Origin of the sequence: Fluviibacterium sp. S390, from assembly GCF_049800695.1 — a bacterium.
Taxonomy (GTDB): Bacteria; Pseudomonadota; Alphaproteobacteria; order Rhodobacterales; family Rhodobacteraceae; genus Meridianimarinicoccus.
The window spans coordinates 106,733-124,139 of record NZ_JBNAFN010000012.1 but is presented as its reverse complement, the minus strand read 5'-3'; the positions used below and the strand labels follow the sequence as shown (position 1 = coordinate 124,139).

Genomic DNA, 17,407 nt, shown 5'->3' with positions numbered 1-17,407 from the left:
CCTAATTCGTGATGATTTCCGGTCCCATGAGCGCTGTTGGGAGGAAGGTCGAGAGGGCCGGGATGTAGGTGACCATGATGAGGAAGACGAAGAGCACGGCCAGGAACGGCAGGGCGGCTCGGACGACGGCCATCATCGGCATTCCGGCGACGCCGGAGGTCACGAAGAGGTTCAGGCCCACCGGCGGGGTGATCATGCCGATCTCCATGTTGACCACCATGATGATGCCCAGGTGGATCGGATCGATGCCCAGCTGGATGGCGATCGGGAAGACCAGCGGCGCGACGATGACCAGCAGGCCCGAGGGCTCCATGAACTGGCCGCCGATCAGCAGGATCACGTTGACCACGATCAGGAAGGTGATCGGGCCCAGGCCCGCGCCCAGCATCGCCTCGGCGATGTGCTGGGGCACCTGTTCGTCGGTCAGCACGTGCTTCAGGATCAGCGCGTTGGCGATGATGAACATCAGCGTGATGGTCAGCTTGCCCGCATCATAGAGCGTGTTGATCGTGTCGCGGTGGAAGAACGCCGTGATCAGCGCCTGCGGCTTGCGCAGCAGCGAGATGTTGCGCGCCCCGTCCTTGGTGGCCAGCGGACCCATGTCGCGATAGACGAAACAGGCCACCAGGAAGGCATAGACCGAGGCCACGGCGGCCGCTTCGGTGGGGGTGAAGATGGCGCCGGTCAGGCCGGGAATGCCGTAGATGCCGATCATGATGATGGCGATCAGCATCAGCCCCCAGAAGGCGTCGCGGAAGGAGTCGCCGACCTCGCTCCAGCCCAGCCAGTCGCCCTTGGGCAGGTTCTTGACCTTGGCGATGACATAGATGGTGATCATCAGCATCAAGCCGGCCATCAGGCCCGGAATGACCCCGGCCAGGAACATCCGCCCGACCGAGACATCCGTGGCCGAGGCATAGACCACCATCACGATGGACGGCGGGATCAGGATGCCCAGGGTGCCGGCGTTACAGATGACCCCGGCGGCGAAGTCCTTGGAATAGCCCACCTTCTGCATCGCCGCGATGACGATGGAACCGATCGCCACAACCGTCGCCGGGGACGATCCCGAGAGTGCGGCGAAGATCATGCAGGCAAACACCCCGGCGATCGCCAGCCCGCCCGGCAGGTGGCCGACGCAGGCGATGGCAAAGCGGATGATCCGCCGCGCCACCCCGCCGGTGGACATGAAGCTTGAGGCCAGGATGAAGAACGGGATCGCCAGCAGCGTGTAGTGCCCGGCCATCGCCTGGTAGAGCGATTGCGCCACCGAGGCCAGCGAGCTGTCGGAATTGAGCAGCAGGAAGATGATCGAGCTGAGGCCCAGCCCCACCGCGATCGGCACGCCGATCAGCAGCAGGCCGATGACCATCAAGAACAGAAGTACGATTTCCATGGGTCAGGTGTCCTTGCCGAAGGGCGTGTCGTGGTGGGTGGCGCTGAGGTCGTCGACCTGGTCCTCGACCTCGTGGCTCACGATCAGGCTCTCATGGGTGCCTTTGATGATGCCGATGGTCACTTCGACCACCCGCACCAGCAGCAGCAGGCAGCCCACGGGCAGGATCAGATAGGGCACCATCCGCGGCAGCTTCTCGTAGGCTTCGCCTTCGTTGAAGATCGGCTCCAGCCAGCGCAGCCAGTCCACCATCGGGATCTGGTCGGTCTCGTACCAGGCCTGGTCGCGGCTATCGGCCAGACCGGTCGGGAACCAGCGCCCGGTGGTCGCGTCCATCCCGGCGAAGGGCGCGTAGTAATCCCAGGCCCCCTTCATCAGCAGGATCGCGTACAGGCAGCAGCACAGCGCCGCGATGATCGCCAGGACGCGCTGTTTCGGCGCCGTCAGCAGGTTGATCACCGCGTCCACGCCCAGGTGGGCGGTGATCCGGAACGCATGCGAGATGCCGAACAGCACCAGCCAGGCGAACAGCACCAGCACCACCTCAAGGCCCCAGATCAGGCTTTCGTTGAATACATAGCGCAGCACCACGTTGATGAAGGTCAGCAGCACCATGATGCCCAGAATGGCGGCGATGACGACTTCTTCGGTGCGGGCGACGACCCGCCCCAACGCGGTCTGCGGTTGATGTCTGGAATGCGCGCTCATCGGCTGCTCCCTCCCCTCAGGAAAAGGCCGCCCGGTCGCGCCGGACGGCCTGTCTGTCTGGTGATCGCGATTACATCGAGGCGTTGATCTGCTGGGCCGCGTCGATCGCATCGGCCCCCACGTCGCCTTCGAACTGGATCCACACCGGCTTCATCGCCTCGACCCAGGCCGCACGCTGCTCGGGCGTCAGTTCGCGGATCACGCCGCCGGCGTCCAGAACCGCCTGGCGGTTGTCGGCATCCACCTGCGCGATGGCCGCGTTGCGGGTCGCGGTGACTTCCTCGACGATGGTCTGCAGCTGGGTGCGCACGTCTTCGGGCAGCCCGTCCCACCAGTCGACCGAGGTCACGACCATATAGTCCAGCAGGCCGTGGTTGGTTTCGGTGATGCCGTCCTGAACTTCAAAGAACTTCTGGCCGTAGATGTTCGACCAGGTGTTCTCCTGGCCATCCACAACGCCGGTCTGCAGGGCGCCGTAAACCTCGGAAAAGGCCATCGGCTGCGGGCTGGCGTCCAGCGCTTCCATCTGTGCCACCAGCACGTCCGACGGCTGCACCCGGAACTTCAGACCGGCCGCATCGGTGGGCAGGATCAGCGGCTTGTTGGCCGAGAACTGCTTGAGACCATTGTGCCAGAAGCCCAGCCCCTGAAGGCCGCGGCGCTGCATCGAACTCAGCATGTCCTGGCCGGTGTCCGACGACTGGAACGCCTCGACAGCCTCCATGTTCTTGAACATGAACGGCAGGTCGAAGATGCGGAACTTCTTGGTGAACTTCTCGAATTTCGACAGCGAGGGCGCGGCCATCTGCACGTCGCCCTGCAGCATCGCCTCGAGAACCTGGTCATCGTTGTAAAGCGTCGAGTTCGGATAGACCTCCATGCAGGCGGTCCCGTTCATCTCGTCGTTCACGCGCTCTTGCAGCAACGAGGCGGCAATCCCCTTGGGATGCTTGTCGGTGTTGGTCACATGGCTGAACTTGATGACAATCTCGCCATCATCGCAGGCCGCCATCGCAGACCCCGCCGCCAGCACAAGACCCATGGCTGTCGCCGCTGCAGTCACAAATTTCATCGATCATCCTCCCGATCAGTCGCTGAAAACAGGACCACACAAAAATGCGCGCCCCCAAATCATCATCACCATTAAAAAGAGTCCGGCAACAGCCGCGTAGATTTTGTGCTGTTAAAGTCGAATAGTGAATTATAACAAACTATAAGACTAAGAAATTCATCAAGATTGCGGTGAAGGTGTGCGGGTTTCCGCACGGTCAGGGTCAACCCTGTGTGAAGTCCCGCACATCATTCCAACCCTTGAATATCAATATGTTAGGGCAAGCATCCTGCTCAGAGCCCGCGCAGCGCATAGGCGGGCGATCCGTTCCAGCGCAGGGACCAGCGGGCACCGGGCCGCACGTTCTGGATGATGCCCGGATCGAAAGCCACCAGGCAACGGCCCCCGGAATGGCGCACCGAGGGGTAGAGCAATCCGCGATGCCCGTCGCGGCGCAGGTCCATCGCCAGCGCCTGCCCGGCCGGATAACCGATCTCGGGATCCGCGGTCAGGGCGGGATGGGCCGGGGTGTCGGTCAGATCCGGGAAGTCGCCGATGAAATCGGCCAGCAGTTCCACGTAGTGGGCCTCATCTTCGAAAATGCCGATGTAGCTGAGTTCGCGGGTGCGATGAAACCCCACTTCTTCGGCCGAAGTCAGTACGTTATAGCTGCAATACCAGGCCCCGCGGTCGCCATTGTTGAACCGGTTGCCCGTGGGCCGCGTGTAGGTGAACGCGGCGTTGATGTGGCTTTGGCCATAGAGTTTCAGGTCATGGGCACGGCGGGCATAGACCAGTTCGCGCCGGTCCAGTGCCGGGCTGCCATCGCGCTCGGCAATCAGGCGGGCGCTGGTTTCGCCTTCCAGATCGGCCAGAAGCGCGGCTTCCTCGTCGCTGTCGACGAGACCGCGCAGCACCGGAGGCTTGAAATGGGTTTCCGAGATCAGGCGTACCAGCGCCCGGTCATTGATGGAGGTGATCTTCACATGCCGCCCCGCAGGGCGTCCACATAGCTGCGCACCCGCAGGATCTTGGGCAATCCGCCCCGGATCATCGCGTCCAGCGGGCGGCTGCCGTCGAATTCGGGACCAGTGTTGGCCAGTTTGACCCATTTGCCCGAAATCGGCGGATTGAAATACAGCTCCAGCGATTTGTAGAGCCCCACCAGCGCGCTGAGCCGCAGCATCTGGTCGCGTGTCAGCTCTCCGGCATAGCCGGGCTTGCGGGCGCGTTTCCATGTGGAGTCCGACATGTCGGCCAGCGCCGCAGCCTCGCGCCCGGTCAGCGACCAGGCGTCGGCAATGCGGCCGAAAGCTTTCAGCGCGACGGCTTGTCGGTCGGCGGTGGGGCGTTCACGAACTGCGTTTTCCATGGGATCACTCCTTGCACATAAGATAGGGTCATATGGGATTCTTGTCTAGGCCATATGACCCGTTCGGAGTGACGTTGCGTCCCGCAAGGGCCTGCGTAACTGTGCTGCCCCTTGCGAAAAACCCGTGCTAGGGTTTCACAAAGCTGAAAGGCGGGGCGTCGGAACCGGCGCACCCTGCGGAGGGGAGGACGAAGGTGACATCGACTTCGGTTGAAACGGCGCAGGCCCAGGGGGCAGCAGACGGCACGTTGCCCGTGACACAGGATCACGGCCGCTTTCCGCGCAATCCCGGCATGCCGCTGGATCTGGACGTGGTGGCCTCGGTGCGGGTCAACACCTCGGCGGTAGAGCGGCGCGCCGCCACGTTTGGCACCCGGCGCAGCGTCAAGAAGGATCATCAGGCGGCCTGGCTGCTGCGGGCGATCTCGTTGATGGATCTGACCACGCTCAGCGGCGATGACACCAAGGCGCGCGTGCGGCGGCTGTGCGCCAAGGCCCGCCATCCGCTGCGCGATGATCTGGTCGAAGCGCTGGGGATTGCCGATCTGAACCTGACCACCGGGGCAGTCTGCGTCTATCACGAGATGGTGGAAACCGCCGTCGCCGCGCTCGAGGGCAGCGGTATTCCGGTGGCCGCCGTGTCCACCGGCTTTCCCGAGGCGCTGTCGCCCTTCCATCTGCGGGTCAAGGAGATCGAGGAATCGGTCAGGGCCGGCGCGCAGGAGATCGATATCGTGATCTCGCGCCGCCATGTGCTGACCGGCGACTGGCAGGCGCTTTACGACGAGATGGCCACCTATCGCGACGCTTGCGGATCGGCCCACGTCAAGGCGATCCTGGCCACCGGGCAGTTGGGTTCGCTGCGCAATGTGGCGCGCGCCAGCCATGTCTGCATGATGGCGGGGGCCGATTTCATCAAGACCTCCACCGGCAAGGAGTCGGTCAATGCCACCCTGCCCGTCAGCCTGGTGATGGTGCGCGCGATCCGCGACTATCAGGCGATGACCGGCCAGATGATCGGCTTCAAACCGGCGGGCGGCATTTCGAAGGCCAAGGACGCGCTGGTCTACCTGTCGATGATGAAGGAAGAACTGGGGCGCGACTGGCTGGAACCAGACCTGTTCCGTTTCGGCGCCTCCAGCCTGCTGGGCGATATCGAACGCCAGTTGGAGCATCACGTCACCGGCCGCTATTCCGCCGCCTTCCGCCATGGCATCAGCTAGGACACTCCCATGACCATCGCAGAGATTTTCGAGACCATGGACTACGGCACAGCCCCCGAAAGCTCCGCCATGGCGCAGGCCTGGCTGGATCGACACGATCGCGCCTTCGGCCATTTCATTGACGGCGCCTTTACCAAGCCCGGCAAGGCGCGCTTCGACAGCCTGTCCCCGGCGACGGGTGCGCAACTGGCCAGCCTGACGGAGGCCACCCAGAAGGATGTGAACGCCGCCGTGGCTGCCGCCGCGCGGGCGCAGAAGGGCTGGGCCGACCTGGGCGGGCCGGGCCGTGCGCGGCACCTGTACGCGCTGGCGCGGCTGATCCAGAAACACGCGCGCCTCTTCGCGGTTCTGGAGAGCCTCGACAACGGCAAGCCCATTCGCGAAACCCGCGATGCGGACGTGCCCACGGCGGCGCGGCATTTCTATCATCACGCGGGCTGGGCCCAGCTGATGGAGACCGAATTACCGGGGTATGAAGCGGTGGGGGTCGCCGGTCAGATCATCCCGTGGAACTTCCCCTTCCTGATGTTGGCCTGGAAGATCGCCCCGGCGCTGGCCATGGGCAACACGGTGGTGCTGAAGCCGGCCGAATACACCTCGCTCACCGCGCTGCTGTTTGGCGAGATCTGCCTTGAGGCGGGGCTGCCCGCAGGCGTGGTCAATATCGTGACCGGTCACGGTGCGGTCGGGTCGATGATCGCCGGGCATGCGGATGTGGACAAGGTGGCCTTCACCGGCTCGACCGGGGTCGGACGGCTGCTGCGCGAACAGACCGCGGGCAGCGGCAAGAAGCTGACGCTGGAACTGGGCGGCAAGTCGCCGTTCATCGTCTTCGACGATGCCGATCTGGACAGCGCGGTCGAAGGCGTGGTCGATGCGATCTGGTTCAACCAGGGACAGGTTTGCTGCGCGGGCTCGCGCCTGCTGGTGCATGAGGCCGTGGCCGAACGGTTCCTGGACAAGCTGAAGCTGCGGATGGCCACGCTTCGGGTCGGCGATCCGCTGGACAAATCCGTGGATTTGGGCTGCATCGTCGATCCGGTGCAGCACGCGCGGATCACCCGAATGGTGGATCAGGGCGTCGCCGACGGCGCGGTTCTGTATCGGGCCGACACGCCCCTGCCCGACAGCGGCTGCTACTACCCGCCGACCCTGCTGACCGGGGTCGAGGCCGGATCGACCCTTGCCCAAGAGGAAATATTCGGCCCGGTGCTGGTCACCATGAGTTTCCGCACCCCCGAGGAAGCGGTGCAGCTGGCCAACAACTCCCGTTATGGTCTGGCCGCCAGCCTGTGGAGCGAGAACATCAACCTCGCCCTCGGCCTGGCACCGCAGATCAAGGCCGGGGTGGTCTGGATCAACTGCACAAACCAGTTCGACGCGGCGGCGGGCTTTGGCGGCTTCCGCGAAAGCGGCTTTGGCCGCGAAGGCGGGCGCGAGGGGCTGTATGAATATGTCAAACCGGCCTGGCAGAAGTCCCTGAAGGATGCGCCCGAGGCGAAACCCGCCAAGCTGGTTGAAACCGGCCTGGGCGGGCTCAGCGGTATCGACCGCACCGCCAAGATGTATATCGGCGGCAAACAGGCCCGGCCCGACAGCGGCTATGCGATGCCCGTGGTCTCGCCCAAGGGCCGGTTGATCGGCCAGGTCGGCCACGGCAACCGCAAGGACATCCGCAATGCGGTCGAAGCCGCAGCCGTGGCATTGGGGGGCTGGCAAAAGGCCTCGGGCCACCTGAGGGCGCAGATCCTGTATTACATCGCCGAGAACCTGTCGGCCCGCGCGGCGGAATTCGAAGGCCGCCTGCGCGAGATGACCGGCGCTTCGGCCAAGGCTGCGGCAACCGAGGTTCAGACCTCCATCGACCGGCTGTTCACGGCGGCCGCATGGGCGGACAAATACGACGGTCAGGTGCATTCGGTGCCGCTGCGCGGCGCTGTTCTGGCGATGAAGGAACCGGTGGGCGTTCTGGGCATCGTCTGCCCCGCCGAGGCCCCGCTGCTGGCCTTCGTGTCGCTGGTGGCCCCGGCCATCGCCATGGGCAACACGGTGGTTGTGGTGCCCTCCGAGACGTCGCCGCTGGCCGCAACGGACCTCTATCAGGTGTTCGACACCTCGGATCTGCCGGGGGGCGTGGTCAACATCGTCACCGGCCACCGCGACGAGTTGAGCGGCACGCTGGCCGATCACTATGGCGTCGATGGCCTGTGGTATCACGGCAGCCGCGACGGCTCGGCCAGGGTTGAAAAAGCCTCGGCCGCCAATCTGAAACGGACCTGGGTCAACAACGGCAAGGCGCTGGACTGGCACAATCCGACCCAGGCTGCGGGCGACGCCCTGTTGCGCCACGCCACCGAGGTCAAGAACGTCTGGATCCCCTACGGCGAATAGACCGGCGCGCGGGCCGGGTCAGCCCGAATTCAGCGACAGATCCTCGTCCACGGCGGGGATCTGGGCGCGGTGTTCGCGCCGGGCGCGGGCCGCGGCCACGAGGGCTGCGAACAGCGCGCGCTGGCGGCGCAAGTAGAACAGATGCTCGGGGTGCCATTGCACGCCGATGGCAAACGGATCGCGGGTGGTTTCCACGGCTTGCACCATGCCGCCGTTGTCGCGCGCGCTGACCCGCAGGTCGCGGCCCAGATCCTTGACAGATTGGCTGTGCAGCGCGTTTACCGAGACTTCCGCGGTGGCCATGATCTGGCACAGGCGGGTGTCGTCCAGCACCCGCACCCGTTTGCGCGGCAGGATGGTGCGCAGCTTGCGGCTGTTGCGGAAGGTGCCATAGGCGTCCTGGTCCAGACTGCCGCCCAGGGCGACGTTCAGCATCTGCGCCCCGCGACAGATGCCGAGGATCGGCAGGTTCCGGGCGCGCGCGCTTTCGACGATCTCGCGCTCCAGCGCGTCGCGGTAGGGATCCAGCCGCGCCGTTGTCACCAGCTCGCCCTGGTACAGGTCGGGCGAAATGTCGTCACCGCCGCCGATGATGACGCCATCGACAGCATTCAGATCCACATCCTCCGAACGGCTCCAGCGCCGGGCGCGGCCCCCGGTCAGAAGGACATTCAGCGCCACCAGCGGGAATATCCGCCACCCCGAGCGGCGCGAGACCGAGACGCCGATTACCGGGCGAGACATGCGAATGCCTTTCGGTGCAACAGCGGCGCAATCATGTCCTCGGCTGCGCGGACGGGATCTGGTTCGTCGCGCACGGCCTTGGTCAGACGGGCCAGCAGATCGGGATCCTCCGCCACCGCATCGACCAGTTGCCACTTGGCCCATTCGGCGCCCAGCGACCAGTCCGGTTCGCTCAACCGGCACTCGGGCAGGCGAAAGTGATAGGTCGGGCGGGCACTGCCTTCCGAGGTGCCAAGGGCGGCGGTCACCGCGTCGGCATCGTGGTGGCGCAACAGCGGCAGCAGATCCAGCCCGTGATTGCGCGACGTGGTATGCGACAGATACAGGGTCAAAAGGTCGTCGGGTGTCAGATCCCCGGCGTCCGGCGCCAACAGGGCCTGAACCAGGGTTCCCGGCCAGGGATTGATGAAGGGCAGCACCCGGCGGGTGGCATCCAGATGCGACGCGGCCCGCAACCAGGGCTCCAGCGCCGCATAGGCCCGGGCGACGCGCACCACCGAGGCGTCAAAGGCGGTTTGCGGATTGAAATGCACACCATAGGCCGCCAACAGGCTGTCGCGGCTGCCCGCGGCGCCATGCTGGGCCAGCGTGTCCAGAACCTCGTCCAGCACCGCGATCTGAGGCTCGGTAAGCGGCGCGGTGATCAGCTCAACGGGGACCAGCGTGCGCGCAATGGCGCCGGCGGCATCGCCTGCTGCCGCGATCTCATGTTTCCAGACCGTGTCCAGCTCGACCGTGATCTTGCCCAGTTGGTCGGTGGCCAATTCGATCACATGATCTGTGCGTCCGGAGACCGTGCCACCGCATCGTTCAAGGATCAGTTCGGCGGCACGTTCTTCGGACAGGCCGCCGAATTCGACCTCGACCCCGATCCGGCGTTGGGCGTCAAGGGAGTCATCGTGTTGGTCCTGGTGTTGCATTCGGCTCATTGGCTGAATGATAGGGCCTTGTTGTAAAATTGCACCTCTGAAAGCCCCGATTTCCCCGCAAGGATGCCGCCACAAGCCCATGGCAGGTATCGCAAAAGCCGATTGGCGGTTGCGCCCCACGCGTCAACACGCCCTACTGAGGGGACGGGTTGGCCGGTAAAACAATCATAGCCGGATGCAAAAGATTCGTGTATCGGGCTGCCTACGTAAATCTACGTTAACGCTAACAACTGCCGTCTGTCGCGCGGCACAGGGTTCTGATCCAGTCATGAAAAACGCAATTCTCAAACGTCTCCGTTATTCGCTGGGCAAGGATGCCGACCATGCCTCGGTCTATGACTGGCGCATGGCGCTGTCGCTGGTGCTGCGCGATCACATGGTCGACACATGGTTCGACAGCACGCGGGCGGCCTATGGCACCTCGGCCAAGCGGGTCTATTACCTGTCGATGGAGTTCCTGATCGGGCGGCTGATCGAGGACATGATCTCGAACCAGGGGCTGGAGACCGAAGCCCGCGACGCCATGAAGGCGCTGGGGCAGGATTTCGACACCATCGTCCACGATGAGCCCGACGCCGCACTTGGCAATGGCGGGCTGGGCCGTTTGGCGGCCTGTTTCATGGACTCGCTGGCAACGCTGGGCATTCCCGCCTACGGCTATGGCATCCGCTATGAACACGGGCTGTTCGAGCAGAGCTTCGTCGAAGGCGAGCAGATGGAAAAGCCCGAGACCTGGCTGTCGCAGCGCCACGCCTGGGAGTTCGAACGCCCCGAGGTGCAGTATCGCATCGGCTTTGGCGGCCATGTCAGCCACAACGACGGCCGCGCCACATGGCATCCCGGCGACTCGGTTCTGGCCACCGCGCACGACACGCCCATCGTTGGCTGGAAGGGCGTCTGGGGCAACACCCTGCGCCTGTGGGCCGCCGATCCTGTGCGCATGTTCGACCTGGCCAGCTTCAATCGGGGTGACTACATCGCGGCGGGCCGATCCGAGGCGCTGGCCCGGACCATCTCGCGCGTGCTCTATCCCGACGACACCACCGAAAGCGGCAAGGAACTGCGGTTGAAGCAGGAATACTTCTTCACTGCCGCCTCGATCATGGATCTGGTGCGCCGGTTCCTCAGCGATCACGACGATATCCGCGCCCTGCCCGATGCCGTCGCGATCCAGTTGAACGACACCCACCCCGCGATTGCCGGCCCGGAACTGGTCCGGCTGCTGGTGGACGAACATGGCCTGGACATGCCCGAGGCCATCGCGCTGGCGCGCCGCTGCCTGGCCTATACAAACCACACCCTGCTGCCCGAGGCGCTGGAGCGCTGGCACGAGGGTCTGCTGGGCCGCATCCTGCCGCGCCACCTGGAAATCATCCGCGCCATCGACGACAGCCATCAGGCCGAGCACCCCGGCAGCCCCCGCATCCTGGAGCACGGCGACGTGCGCATGGGCGAGCTGGCCTTCATCATGGCACACAAGGTCAACGGCGTCTCGGCGCTGCACACCGAACTGGTCAAGGAAACGGTCTTTGCCGACCTGCACCGCATCCATCCGACGCGGATCATCAACCAGACCAACGGCATCACGCCGCGACGCTGGCTGTACGGCTGCAACCCGGCCCTGCGCAACCTCATCAGCGAGGAACTGGGCGAAGGCTGGGTGTCGGATCTGGAGCAACTGTCGGCCCTGAAAGCCAAACGCGGCGATTCCGCCTTCATGGCCGATTTCCACGCTGCCAAGCGGCTGAACAAGGTGGCCCTGTCGAACTGGATCGGCCAGACCTGCGATGTGCAGATCGACCCCGATGCCATGTTCGACGTGCAGATCAAGCGCATCCACGAATACAAGCGCCAGTTGATGAACCTGCTGGAAACCATCGCCCTGTGGAACGAGATGCGCGACCATCCCGAAAAGGACTGGACCCCGCGTGTCAAGATCTTCGGCGGCAAGGCCGCGCCGGGCTATTTCATGGCCAAGGATATCATTCGCCTGATCAACGACACCGCCGCTGTCATCAATGCCGACCCGGTGACGCGGGACCGGCTGAAGATTGTCTTCCCGCCGAACTACAACGTCACCATGGCCGAACGCCTGATCCCCGCGGCTGACCTGTCCGAACAGATCTCGACCGCCGGGAAAGAAGCCTCGGGCACCGGCAATATGAAGTTCGCTCTGAACGGTGCGCTGACCATCGGCACGCTGGATGGCGCCAATGTCGAGATCCGTGAACATGTAGGCAGCGAGAACTTCTTCCTCTTCGGCCTGACCGCTGCCGAGGTGATGGAACGCCGTCAGCAGCATGGGTTCTCGCGCGCCGCGATCGAGGCCAGCCCGCGCCTGAGCCGGGTGTTGGGCCAGATCTTCGAGGGCCGCTTTTCGCCCCAGGATCCGCACCGCTATCACGGGCTGGTGGGCATGCTCTACGACCATGACCATTTCCTCGTGACCTGCGATTTCGACAGCTATTTCGATACGCAGCGCCGCGCCGATATTGCCTTCCAATCCCAACAGACCTGGGCCACCATGGCTTTGATGAACACCGCAAGCATGGGCTGGTTCTCGTCGGATCGCACGATCAAGGGTTATGCCCGCGACATCTGGAAGACCCAGCCCCACGGGGCGCTGCTGGAGAAGTCCGCATGAGTGAACCCCACACGCTGATCGACCCCGAAACCGCCACTGCGATCCTGGCCGGGCGCCATGGCGACCCGTTCTCGGTGCTGGGCCTGCATCCGCACGATGGCAAACTGGTCGTGCGGGCAATGCGCCCCGAGGCCGAAACGGTCGAGGTACTGGACGCCCGCACCGGGCGTCGGCTGGCCGCGCTGGATCCTCTGGGCGACGGGCTGTTCGCCGGGATCATTCCGCGCCGCAAGAACCCGTTCAAGTACTGCTTGCGGCTGACGCAGGGCGAAATCGTCTGGGAGGACCACGACGCCTATGCCTTCGGTCCCTACCTTGGCGATCTGGATGAATACCTGCTGGGCGAAGGCACCCATGGCGAGTTGTGGAAGGCGCTTGGCGCACATCCCTGCACCCATGACGGGATCGACGGCACGCATTTCGCGGTCTGGGCGCCCAATGCTGCGCGGGTTTCCGTGGTCGGGGATTTCAACGGCTGGGACGGACGGCGGCATGTGATGCGGCGGCGCGGGGCCACCGGTGTGCATGAGATCTTTGTACCCGGCATCGGCGACGGCGCGGTCTACAAGTACGAATTGCTGGACGGGGCCTTCAACCTGTTGCCACTGAAGGCGGACCCGGTTGGCTTCGGCGCCGAATTGCCCCCGGCAACGGCCTCGGTGGTGCGCGATCTGCGCGGCTACGACTGGGCCGATGGCGGCTGGCTGCAAGAGCGGGGCGCAAGGCAGAAGGTGGACCAGCCGATCTCGGTCTACGAGGTGCATCTGGAAAGCTGGCGCCGCGTGCCCGAAGAGGACAACCGGTCCCTCACCTATCGCGAACTGGCCGAGACGCTGGTGCCCTACGCCAAGGACATGGGCTTTACCCATATCGAGCTGACACCGATCAGCGAATATCCCTTCGGCGGTTCATGGGGCTATCAGCCGGTGGGGCTGTTCGCGCCGACCTCGCGCTTTGGCACGCCCACCGATTTCCGTGCTTTCGTGGAAGCCTGCCACGCGGCGGGGCTGGGCCTGATCATCGACTGGGTGCCGGGCCACTTCCCCACCGACATGCACGGGTTGGGTCGGTTCGACGGCACCGCGCTGTACGAGCACGCGGACCCCAAGGAAGGCTATCATCCGGACTGGAACACGCTGGTCTACAACTATGGCCGCACCGAGGTTCAGAACTTCCTGATCGCCAATGCGCGCTTCTGGTTCGAAGAGTTCCATATCGACGGGCTGCGCGTCGATGCGGTGGCCTCGATGCTCTACCGCGACTATTCGCGGAAAGAGGGCGAATGGGTGCCCAATGAACACGGCGGGCGCGAGAACCTGGAAGCCATCGCCTTCCTGCAGCGCATGAACGTCGCCGTTTACGGCGCCGACGACAGCATCATGACCGCGGCCGAGGAATCCACGGCGTTTCCCGGCGTCAGCGCGCCCACCGATGCGGGCGGCCTGGGCTTCGGGTTCAAGTGGAACATGGGCTGGATGAACGACACCCTGCGCTACATGTCCGAAGATCCGATCAATCGGAAATACCACCACGACAAGATGACCTTCGGGCTGCACTATGCCTTCTCGGAGAACTTCATCCTGCCGCTCAGCCATGACGAGGTGGTGCACGGCAAGGGCTCGCTTCTGGCCCGGATGCCGGGCGACGACTGGCAGCGGTTCGCCAACCTGCGCGCCTATTTCGGGTTCATGTGGGGACATCCCGGCAAGAAGCTTCTGTTCATGGGGTGCGAGTTTGCCCAGGCGCAGGAATGGAACAACGAATCCAGCCTCGACTGGCATCTTCTGGATCATGCCCCGCATGCCGGGATGCAGCGGCTGGTTGGCGATCTGAACCGGCTGTATGCCGCGACACCGGCGCTGCACCAGCGCGACAGCTCGCCCGAAGGCTTCCAGTGGATCGATGGCGGCGACGCGGCCAATTCGATCTTCTCGTGGGTGCGCATGGGCGCGCCGGGCAGCGCCCCGGTGCTGGTGGTGGTCAACATGACCCCGGTGCCCCGTCCGGGCTATCGCATCGGCGTGCCCGAGGCCGGGGTGTGGCGGGAACGGCTGAACACCGATGCCGCGACCTACGGCGGCAGCGACACTGTTCATCCGGAAGATCTCGCCAGTTCTGACGCGCCCGCCCATGGCTGTGCCCAGTCCATCGAGATCACCGTGCCACCATTGGCAGCCGTCTTTTTCGAACGGGTCGCCGAATGAGCGGCCACAAACAGATACTTTCGCGGGAGGAAACCATGAGAGACGACAGATTTGGGCTGGCCCAGCAGACCATGGCCTATGTTCTGGCAGGCGGTCGCGGCAGTCGCTTGAAGGAAATGACCGATATCCGCGCCAAGCCGGCCGTCTATTTCGGCGGCAAGACCCGGATCATCGACTTTGCGCTGTCCAACGCCGTCAATTCGGGCATTCGCCGGATCGGTGTGGCCACGCAATACAAGGCGCACAGCCTGATCCGTCACATGCAGCGTGGCTGGAGCTTCTTCCGCGCCGAGCGCAACGAGAGCCTGGACATCCTGCCGGCCTCGCAGCAGCTGGACGAGGAAAACTGGTACAAGGGCACCGCCGACGCGGTGACGCAGAACCTCAGCATCATCGAAGGCTATGGGCCGAAGTACCTGCTGGTTCTGGCCGGGGACCATATCTACAAGCAGGACTATTCCTTCATGATCGAGCAGCACGTCCGCTCGGGTGCCAAGGTCACGGTCGGCTGCATCGCAGTCCCGCGCGAGGAGGCCAAGGGCTTTGGCGTGATGGCGGTGGATGCCAGTGACAAGATCCTGGAGTTCGTCGAAAAGCCCGCCGATCCCCCGGCCATGCCCGGCGATCCGACCCGCGCGCTGGCCAGCATGGGGATCTATGTGTTCGAGACCGAATTCCTGGCCCGGATCCTGCGCGAAGATGCGAAAAACCCCGACAGCAGCCATGACTTCGGGTCGGACATCATCCCGGCCATCGTGGCCGAAGGCGGCGCCTATGCGCATCCCTTCAGCCGTTCCAGCGTCATGTCGGGTCTGGAAACCGAACCCTACTGGCGCGACGTGGGCACCATCGACGCCTATTGGCAGGCCAACATCGACCTGACCGATTTCAAGCCGGCGCTGGACATCTTCGCCACCGACTGGCCGATCTGGACCTATTCCGAACTGGTGCCACCCGCCAAGTTCATCCACAACGAGGAAGGCCGCCGCGGGCAGGCGGTGTCGTCGATGGTGGCCGGGGGCTGCATCATTTCGGGCTCGTCGCTGGATCGCTGCCTGCTGTTCACTGGCGTGAAGACCCATTCGTTTGCGCAACTGGAAGGCGTCGTCGCCCTGCCCTATGTCGAAGTCGGACGCCGGGCCAAACTGAAGAACGTGGTCATCGATCGCGGCGTGAAAATTCCCGACGATCTGGTGGTTGGCGAGGATCCGGACCTTGACGCCAAGCGCTTCCGGCGGTCAGAAGGCGGCATCTGCCTGATCACGCAGGACATGATCGACAAACTGGATGGCTGACATGCAGGTCTTGATGGTGGCGTCTGAATGCGCCCCTTTTGCAAAAACCGGGGGGCTGGCCGATGTGGTCGGCGCCCTGCCCGCAGCTTTGGCCCCTCTGGGGATCGAAGCGCGGGTTCTGATGCCCGCCTATCCGGCGCTGTTCCCGCTGCTGCCCGAGGGCGAGGAAGTGGCGCGGTTTGACAATCTGCCTGGTGGCGCCGGGCGCGTGGTGCGCGTCACCTCGCGCGGGGTGCCGCTGCTGCTGCTGGACATGCCGCAGCTGTTCGACCGTCCCGCAGGGCTTTACATTGACGAGAATGGCACCGACTGGGCCGACAATCCCATCCGCTTCGGTGCCCTGTCGCGGGCCGCGGCCTGGATCTGTGCCGGCGCCATCGAAGGCTATACCCCCGATGTGCTGCATGCCCATGATTGGCAGGCCGCTCTGGCCCCGGTCTATCTGAAGATGGACGGGCGCGATCAGCCGCCCTCGGTCCTGACTATTCACAACATCGCTTTCCAGGGCCTGTGCGGGCCGGAAGCCCTTGGGCCCCTGGGTCTGAAAGGCGACTGGTTCCACCCCGAGGCGCTGGAATACTACGGCCAGATCGGGTTCCTGAAGTCCGGGCTGGTATTTACCGATCGCATCACCACGGTCAGTCCGACCTATGCGCGCGAAATCCTGACGCCGGAATTCGGCATGGGGTTGGAAGGCGTGCTGCAAAACCGTGGCGCGGCGTTGAGCGGGTTGCTCAACGGCATCGACACCGAGGCCTGGGATCCCGCCGCCGATGCGGCCCTGCCCCGACCGTTCGAGGCGCGCAGCCTCAAGCGCAAGGCCGAGAACCGGGCCGCCGTCTGCACCCGCATGGGTCTGGACCCTGACGTCAACGGGCCGCTGTTCTGCGTCATCAGCCGCCTGACCGGCCAGAAGGGGCTGGATGCGCTGCTGGAAGCGGTGCCGCATCTGGTCAACCGGGGCGCACAACTGGCGGTTCTGGGCACCGGCGCGCCGGACCTGGAACGTGGATTCGTGCAGGCTGCCGAGGCCTTTCCGGGCCGCGTCGGCACCGTCATCGGCTATGACGAGACGCTGGCCCACCTGTTGCAAGGCGGCAGCGACGCCATCCTGATCCCCTCGCGGTTCGAACCCTGCGGCCTGACCCAGCTTTACGGGCTGCGCTATGGCACGCTGCCGGTCGTGGCCCGAACCGGCGGTTTGGCCGACACGGTGATCGACGCCAATGCCGCCGCCCTGACCGCCAAGGCCGCCACCGGCTTCGTCTTCGACGAGGTCAGCGCCGAGGGCATCGCGCAGGTCATCGACCGGGTGGTCGAGGTCTATTCCGAGCCGCGGGTCTGGCAGACGATGCAACGCGCAGCGATGAAACAGCCGGTCGGCTGGGAACGGTCGGCACGTGGATACGCCGACCTCTATGCGTCGCTGGCCCCATGAACTGTCACACCG

The 17,407-nt window shown here is 64.5% G+C and carries 13 protein-coding genes; 6 read left to right on the top strand and 7 right to left on the bottom strand.

Translation table 11 applies throughout. The features are described 5' to 3' along the window. Position 1: 1 nt before the first annotated feature. From ACP15K_RS11455 to ACP15K_RS11435, 5 genes are all read right to left on the bottom strand, one after another. Positions 2 to 1,396, bottom strand: a complete 1,395-nt coding sequence (locus ACP15K_RS11455) for a TRAP transporter large permease (protein WP_193143530.1) — start codon at positions 1,394 to 1,396, stop codon at positions 2 to 4. Positions 1,397 to 1,399: 3 nt separating this feature from the next. Next, complete coding sequence (locus tag ACP15K_RS11450; protein WP_193143527.1) at positions 1,400 to 2,104, bottom strand: TRAP transporter small permease; 705 nt, start codon at positions 2,102 to 2,104, stop codon at positions 1,400 to 1,402. A gap of 70 nt (positions 2,105 to 2,174) precedes the next feature. Next, positions 2,175 to 3,176, bottom strand: coding sequence for a TRAP transporter substrate-binding protein (locus ACP15K_RS11445; RefSeq protein WP_193143525.1), 1,002 nt, complete (start codon positions 3,174 to 3,176; stop codon positions 2,175 to 2,177). Between the two features lie 272 nt (positions 3,177 to 3,448). Then, positions 3,449 to 4,141, bottom strand: coding sequence for an RES family NAD+ phosphorylase (locus ACP15K_RS11440; RefSeq protein WP_424990564.1), 693 nt, complete (start codon positions 4,139 to 4,141; stop codon positions 3,449 to 3,451). After that, complete coding sequence (locus ACP15K_RS11435) at positions 4,138 to 4,527, bottom strand: antitoxin Xre-like helix-turn-helix domain-containing protein (RefSeq protein WP_424990563.1); 390 nt, start codon at positions 4,525 to 4,527, stop codon at positions 4,138 to 4,140. The genes ACP15K_RS11440 and ACP15K_RS11435 overlap by 4 nt, the downstream gene beginning before the upstream one ends. Before the next feature lie 293 nt (positions 4,528 to 4,820). On the opposite strand from ACP15K_RS11435, the gene deoC reads away from it, so the two are divergent. Both deoC and ACP15K_RS11425 read left to right on the top strand, forming a co-directional pair. Next, complete coding sequence (gene deoC / locus ACP15K_RS11430) at positions 4,821 to 5,750, top strand: deoxyribose-phosphate aldolase (protein ID WP_193142869.1); 930 nt, start codon at positions 4,821 to 4,823, stop codon at positions 5,748 to 5,750. A 9-nt stretch (positions 5,751 to 5,759) separates the two neighbouring features. Beyond that, the gene (locus tag ACP15K_RS11425; protein ID WP_424990562.1) at positions 5,760 to 8,141 is read left to right on the top strand and encodes an aldehyde dehydrogenase family protein; all 2,382 of its coding nucleotides are present in this window, start codon (positions 5,760 to 5,762) and stop codon (positions 8,139 to 8,141) included. A gap of 18 nt (positions 8,142 to 8,159) precedes the next feature. Here ACP15K_RS11425 and ACP15K_RS11420 read toward each other — a convergent pair whose 3' ends face one another. Continuing rightward, complete coding sequence (locus ACP15K_RS11420; protein ID WP_424990561.1) at positions 8,160 to 8,885, bottom strand: gamma-glutamyl-gamma-aminobutyrate hydrolase family protein; 726 nt, start codon at positions 8,883 to 8,885, stop codon at positions 8,160 to 8,162. Then, positions 8,870 to 9,814: an amidoligase family protein gene (locus ACP15K_RS11415; protein WP_424990560.1), complete on the bottom strand. Its 945-nt coding sequence runs from the start codon at positions 9,812 to 9,814 to the stop codon at positions 8,870 to 8,872. The genes ACP15K_RS11420 and ACP15K_RS11415 overlap by 16 nt, the downstream gene beginning before the upstream one ends. Before the next feature lie 268 nt (positions 9,815 to 10,082). On the opposite strand from ACP15K_RS11415, the gene ACP15K_RS11410 reads away from it, so the two are divergent. The 4 genes from ACP15K_RS11410 to glgA are packed head-to-tail and all read left to right on the top strand — an operon-like array spanning position 10,083 to position 17,395. Continuing rightward, the gene (locus ACP15K_RS11410; protein WP_193142662.1) at positions 10,083 to 12,458 is read left to right on the top strand and encodes a glycogen/starch/alpha-glucan phosphorylase; all 2,376 of its coding nucleotides are present in this window, start codon (positions 10,083 to 10,085) and stop codon (positions 12,456 to 12,458) included. Further along, the gene (gene glgB / locus ACP15K_RS11405; RefSeq protein ID WP_424990559.1) at positions 12,455 to 14,662 is read left to right on the top strand and encodes a 1,4-alpha-glucan branching protein GlgB; all 2,208 of its coding nucleotides are present in this window, start codon (positions 12,455 to 12,457) and stop codon (positions 14,660 to 14,662) included. The genes ACP15K_RS11410 and glgB overlap by 4 nt, the downstream gene beginning before the upstream one ends. 35 nt (positions 14,663 to 14,697) lie before the next feature. After that, a complete protein-coding gene (glgC, locus tag ACP15K_RS11400; protein ID WP_193142664.1) occupies positions 14,698 to 15,957 on the top strand; it encodes a glucose-1-phosphate adenylyltransferase in 1,260 nt (419 codons plus the stop codon). A 1-nt stretch (position 15,958) separates the two neighbouring features. Continuing rightward, complete coding sequence (gene glgA / locus ACP15K_RS11395; RefSeq protein WP_424990566.1) at positions 15,959 to 17,395, top strand: glycogen synthase GlgA; 1,437 nt, start codon at positions 15,959 to 15,961, stop codon at positions 17,393 to 17,395. Positions 17,396 to 17,407: the final 12 nt, after the last annotated feature.

Coding starts and splice junctions, on each gene's coding strand:
- ACP15K_RS11455 (WP_193143530.1), bottom strand. CDS start 1,396: ATGGAAATCGTACTTCTGTTCTTGATGGTCATCGGCCTGCTGCTGATC.
- ACP15K_RS11425 (WP_424990562.1), top strand. CDS start 5,760: ATGACCATCGCAGAGATTTTCGAGACCATGGACTACGGCACAGCCCCC.
- ACP15K_RS11435 (WP_424990563.1), bottom strand. CDS start 4,527: ATGGAAAACGCAGTTCGTGAACGCCCCACCGCCGACCGACAAGCCGTC.
- ACP15K_RS11415 (WP_424990560.1), bottom strand. CDS start 9,814: ATGAGCCGAATGCAACACCAGGACCAACACGATGACTCCCTTGACGCC.
- ACP15K_RS11450 (WP_193143527.1), bottom strand. CDS start 2,104: ATGAGCGCGCATTCCAGACATCAACCGCAGACCGCGTTGGGGCGGGTC.
- deoC (WP_193142869.1), top strand. CDS start 4,821: ATGCCGCTGGATCTGGACGTGGTGGCCTCGGTGCGGGTCAACACCTCG.
- ACP15K_RS11420 (WP_424990561.1), bottom strand. CDS start 8,885: ATGTCTCGCCCGGTAATCGGCGTCTCGGTCTCGCGCCGCTCGGGGTGG.
- glgB (WP_424990559.1), top strand. CDS start 12,455: ATGAGTGAACCCCACACGCTGATCGACCCCGAAACCGCCACTGCGATC.
- ACP15K_RS11445 (WP_193143525.1), bottom strand. CDS start 3,176: ATGAAATTTGTGACTGCAGCGGCGACAGCCATGGGTCTTGTGCTGGCG.
- ACP15K_RS11410 (WP_193142662.1), top strand. CDS start 10,083: ATGAAAAACGCAATTCTCAAACGTCTCCGTTATTCGCTGGGCAAGGAT.
- glgA (WP_424990566.1), top strand. CDS start 15,959: ATGCAGGTCTTGATGGTGGCGTCTGAATGCGCCCCTTTTGCAAAAACC.
- glgC (WP_193142664.1), top strand. CDS start 14,698: ATGAGAGACGACAGATTTGGGCTGGCCCAGCAGACCATGGCCTATGTT.